The sequence below is a fragment of the Alteromonas sp. CH_MED4-4 genome, assembly GCF_037029575.1.
In the GTDB taxonomy this organism is placed as follows: domain Bacteria; phylum Pseudomonadota; class Gammaproteobacteria; order Enterobacterales; family Alteromonadaceae; genus Alteromonas; species Alteromonas macleodii.
Window position 1 is genome coordinate 1 of record NZ_JAYMEU010000080.1, and the last position, 799, is coordinate 799.

Annotated in this window: 2 tRNA genes and 1 rRNA gene; all 3 read left to right on the plus strand. The window is 43.7% G+C overall.

The annotated features are described in order from the left end of the window. Positions 1-65: ribosomal RNA gene (locus WA381_RS20965) — 16S ribosomal RNA — on the plus strand; the annotation flags it as partial. Between the two features lie 78 nt (positions 66-143). Beyond that, a tRNA-Ala gene (locus tag WA381_RS20970) sits at positions 144-219 on the plus strand. A gap of 37 nt (positions 220-256) precedes the next feature. Further along, positions 257-333: transfer RNA gene (locus WA381_RS20975), tRNA-Ile, on the plus strand. The last annotated feature ends 466 nt before the right edge of the window (positions 334-799 follow it).

Genomic DNA, 799 nt, shown 5'->3' on the forward strand with positions numbered 1-799 from the left:
TCATGACTGGGGTGAAGTCGTAACAAGGTAACCCTAGGGGAACCTGGGGTTGGATCACCTCCTTACCATTACGTCGATAGACGCACTTGATGCAGTGCCTACACAGATAGTCTTGTTTAAAATGAAGAACGACACAAGTTTATGGGGCTATAGCTCAGCTGGGAGAGCGCCTGATTTGCATTCAGGAGGTCAGCAGTTCGATCCTGCTTAGCTCCACCATCTACTTGACACTGAGCTTGCATAAGCGAAGTACTGAAGGCTTGTAGCTCAGCTGGTTAGAGCGCACCCCTGATAAGGGTGAGGTCGGCAGTTCAAGTCTGCCCAAGCCTACCATTCACCTGCACTTGCTTCGCAAGTGGTCGTGAAAAAGCCGCTTAACCGGAAGGGAACCTTCCTGACGGTTTTTCTACTCGCTAAAGTTAGCGGTAGTCAAAGGCTAAGGTGGAAACTGATTTTTGTGTCACGTTGGACCCGAAATCCTAATGAATATTTACTGTTTCAGTAAAGATTGATTAGGGTTTTTTACTCTAAAGTGAAATGACTCGTCATTTTGCGAATGTTCTTTAACAATTTGGAAAGCTGATATTAATAGTAATCAATCAAAATTGAGTAACTGAGAAATCGAAAGATGAATTTTTACTCTACTTGACTGAATTGCTTGTTATCAATCGATGATTTGATAGCAAGGCAATTCTTCCGATTAGCTTGTCATTCATGCAGCGTAACTTAGACAGAAGTCAAAAGGCTGTTTGGGGTTGTATGGTTAAGTGACGAAGCGTATACGGTGGATGCCTTGGCA